Source organism: Rhizobium sp. CFBP 8762, from assembly GCF_014841565.1.
GTDB lineage: Bacteria > Pseudomonadota > Alphaproteobacteria > Rhizobiales > Rhizobiaceae > CFBP-8762.
The window spans coordinates 1-3937 of sequence record NZ_JACYUD010000018.1 but is presented as its reverse complement, the minus strand read 5'-3'; the positions used below and the strand labels follow the sequence as shown (position 1 = coordinate 3937).

The window sequence follows — 3937 nt, the reverse complement described above, 5'->3', positions numbered from 1 at the left end:
TGGGGCTGTAGCTCAGCTGGGAGAGCACCTGCTTTGCAAGCAGGGGGTCAGCGGTTCGATCCCGCTCAGCTCCACCATTTTCTTTGAAAATGGCGGAGATTAGTTTGTGCTCACGGCTGTGGCCTCCGCAAGGGCGCTGTCGCGTGGGCCTCTGGCCCTGTTGGTGGCGTGCGAGGAAGTTTGCGAGTGACTGATTTGATACCTTGTCCGGTATAGAAAGTAAAAAGTTTGCACTGGTCTTTTTGAGACTGTTGTGCCTGTTCTGTATCCATTGTGAAGAGAAGATATGTCTGGAGACTTGATCCAGTATGATCTGATGATGACGCTGATTGACACGCAAGTGTTGATCTGGCGGTTTTGTCATTGGGTGATGTTGTTTTGAAGACCAGTCCACACCCCTGCTGTTAACAGCTGCAGGACACGGGCTGGTTGGAGATTGATCAGGTTTGTCGCTCTGGCATGGATTGTTGTTGATGGTTGGCCTTGGCTTTTGCTTTGGTTGGCGATCTCTGACGGTTCAAGCTGATGAATGTTGCCTGACCGCGCATTCCCGGACGTATCTCGAGAAGCTGGTCTTAATGATATGACCTCGCACTCACCGGCGTGTGTGCAATGAGGGACATATCGACATGTTGATGGCATGATGGAATGGCGTTTGGTTGTAAAAGGTAACTGAATGTCTTCAAACGGCTTTGCCGTTTGACCATGATGAGCATTGGCAATGAGAATGATGAAGTGAAATAAGGGCATTTGGTGGATGCCTTGGCATGCACAGGCGATGAAGGACGTGATACGCTGCGATAAGCCGTGGGGAGCTGCGAATAAGCTTTGATCCATGGATTTCCGAATGGGGAAACCCACCTTAGATATCTAGAAAATCTGTTTTGCCGTAATCTTGTTTTGGCCTTTTTATTGAAAAGGCAGTTTCGTGGGACTTCCCACGAGTGACCTGACGGTCGTCGCCAATCGTTTGGCGCGCCGTCCGCAGCGTAAGCGATCCTTTGGATCGCTGGCAGCGTGAGGACAAAACAACCCCGGGATTGGGGCAGTAAGGTTCGGCAAAAGAGGTTTCTAGATATCGCGATAAGGTATCTTACCTTGAATACATAGGGGTAAGAAGCGAACGCAGGGAACTGAAACATCTAAGTACCTGCAGGAAAGGACATCAACCGAGACTCCGTAAGTAGTGGCGAGCGAACGCGGACCAGGCCAGTGGCAATGATGAATAAAGTGGAACGCTCTGGAAAGTGCGGCCGTAGCGGGTGATAGCCCCGTACACGTAGAACAATCATTGTCCTTGAGTAGGGCGGGACACGTGAAATCCTGTTTGAAATTAGGGGGACCACCCTCTAAGCCTAAGTACTCGTGCATGACCGATAGCGAACAAGTACCGTGAGGGAAAGGTGAAAAGCACCCCGACAAGGGGAGTGAAATAGAACCTGAAACCGGATGCCTACAAACAGTCGGAGGGGGCAACCCTGACGGCGTACCTTTTGTATAATGGGTCAACGACTTAGTGTAACGAGCAAGCTTAAGCCGATAGGTGAAGGCGCAGCGAAAGCGAGTCTGAATAGGGCGTTTTAGTTCGTTGCATTAGACCCGAAACCGAGTGATCTAGCCATGAGCAGGTTGAAGGTTGGGTAACACCAACTGGAGGACCGAACCCATATCTGTTGCAATAGATCGGGATGACTTGTGGCTAGGGGTGAAAGGCCAATCAAACTCGGAGATAGCTGGTTCTCTGCGAAATCTATTTAGGTAGAGCGTCGAGCCAATACTCCCGGGGGTAGAGCACTGGATGGGCTATGGGGACTCACCGTCTTACTGATCCTAACCAAACTCCGAATACCGGGAAGTACTACTCGGCAGACACACGGCGGGTGCTAACGTCCGTCGTGAAAAGGGCAACAACCCTGACCTCCATCTAAGGTCCCCAAGTCATGGCTAAGTGGGAAAGGATGTGAGGATCCCAAAACAACCAGGATGTTGGCTTAGAAGCAGCCATCATTTAAAGAAAGCGTAACAGCTCACTGGTCTAAATAAGGGTCCTTGCGCCGAAAATGTAACGGGGCTAAAGCCATGCACCGAAGCTGAGGGTAGTGTGTTTACACACTGCGGTAGCAGAGCGTTCCGTAAGCCTGCGAAGGGATATCCGTGAGGGGTCCTGGAGGTATCGGAAGTGCGAATGTTGACATGAGTAACGATAAAGGGAGTGAGAGACTCCCTCGCCGAAAGACCAAGGGTTCCTGCTTAAAGTTAATCTGAGCAGGGTTAGCCGGCCCCTAAGACGAGGCAGACATGCGTAGTCGATGGGAACCACGTTAATATTCGTGGGCCTGGTGGTAGTGACGGATCTCGTATGTTGTATGATCTTATTGGATTGATTGTGCGGCGAAGAGGTTCCAGGAAATAGCTCCACCGTATAGACCGTACCCGAAACCGACACAGGTGGTCAGGTAGAGTATACCAAGGCGCTTGAGAGAACTATGTTGAAGGAACTCGGCAAATTGCACGCGTAACTTCGGAAGAAGCGTGACCCCATGGTACGCAAGTATGATGGGGTGGCACAGACCAGGGGGTAGCGACTGTTTATCAAAAACACAGGGCTCTGCGAAGTCGCAAGACGACGTATAGGGTCTGACGCCTGCCCGGTGCTGGAAGGTTAAAGGGAGGGGTGCAAGCTCTGAACTGAAGCCCCAGTAAACGGCGGCCGTAACTATAACGGTCCTAAGGTAGCGAAATTCCTTGTCGGGTAAGTTCCGACCTGCACGAATGGCGTAACGACTTCCCCGCTGTCTCCAACATAGACTCAGTGAAATTGAATTCCCCGTGAAGATGCGGGGTTCCTGCGGTCAGACGGAAAGACCCCGTGCACCTTTACTATAGCTTTACACTGGCATTCGTGTCGGCATGTGTAGGATAGGTGGTAGGCTTTGAAGCAGGGACGCCAGTTTCTGTGGAGCCATCCTTGAAATACCACCCTTATCGTCATGGATGTCTAACCGCGGTCCGTTATCCGGATCCGGGACAGTGTATGGTGGGTAGTTTGACTGGGGCGGTCGCCTCCGAAAGAGTAACGGAGGCGCGCGATGGTGGGCTCAGAACGGTCGGAAATCGTTCGTCGAGTGCAATGGCATAAGCCCGCCTGACTGCGAGACTGACAAGTCGAGCAGAGACGAAAGTCGGTCATAGTGATCCGGTGGTCCCGCGTGGAAGGGCCATCGCTCAACGGATAAAAGGTACGCCGGGGATAACAGGCTGATGACCCCCAAGAGTCCATATCGACGGGGTTGTTTGGCACCTCGATGTCGACTCATCGCATCCTGGGGCTGGAGCAGGTCCCAAGGGTATGGCTGTTCGCCATTTAAAGCGGTACGTGAGTTGGGTTCAGAACGTCGTGAGACAGTTCGGTCCCTATCTGCCGTAGGTGTAGGAATATTGATAGGATTTGCCCCTAGTACGAGAGGACCGGGGTGAACACATCTCTGGTGGACCTGTTGTCGTGCCAACGGCATAGCAGGGTAGCTATATGTGGAATGGATAACCGCTGAAGGCATCTAAGCGGGAAACCAACCTAAAAACGAGTATTCCCTCGAGAGCCGTGGAAGACGACCACGTTGATAGGCTGGGTGTGGAAGTGCGGCAACGCATGAAGCTTACCAGTACTAATAGCTCGATAGGCTTTATCATTCTCATTGCTTGTGCTCATCTGAAACCAATCCAGATCAGCCATCACTCAACAATTGCTCAAAAGGCAGCCAGCTTCTCAATTACGATGTCAACGCCCATAAGGCGTCGATGTTGCGCTTTGCCGACCTGGTGGTTCTGGCGGGGTGGCTGCACCCGTTCCCATTCCGAACACGGCCGTGAAACGCCCCAGCGCCGATGGTACTTCGTCTTAAGACGCGGGAGAGTAGGTCGCTGCCAGGTCTGCAAA

General features: G+C 52.2%; 1 tRNA gene and 2 rRNA genes. All 3 read left to right on the top strand.

Annotated elements, in window-relative coordinates:
* The first annotated feature begins 1 nt into the window (after position 1).
* The 3 genes from IFT84_RS21210 (at position 2) to rrf (ending at position 3930) form a co-directional block, all read left to right on the top strand.
* Positions 2 to 77 (top strand) — tRNA-Ala (locus IFT84_RS21210).
* A gap of 652 nt (positions 78 to 729) precedes the next feature.
* Positions 730 to 3690, top strand: a 23S ribosomal RNA gene (locus IFT84_RS21205).
* Between the two features lie 125 nt (positions 3691 to 3815).
* A 5S ribosomal RNA gene (rrf, locus tag IFT84_RS21200) occupies positions 3816 to 3930 on the top strand.
* Positions 3931 to 3937: the final 7 nt, after the last annotated feature.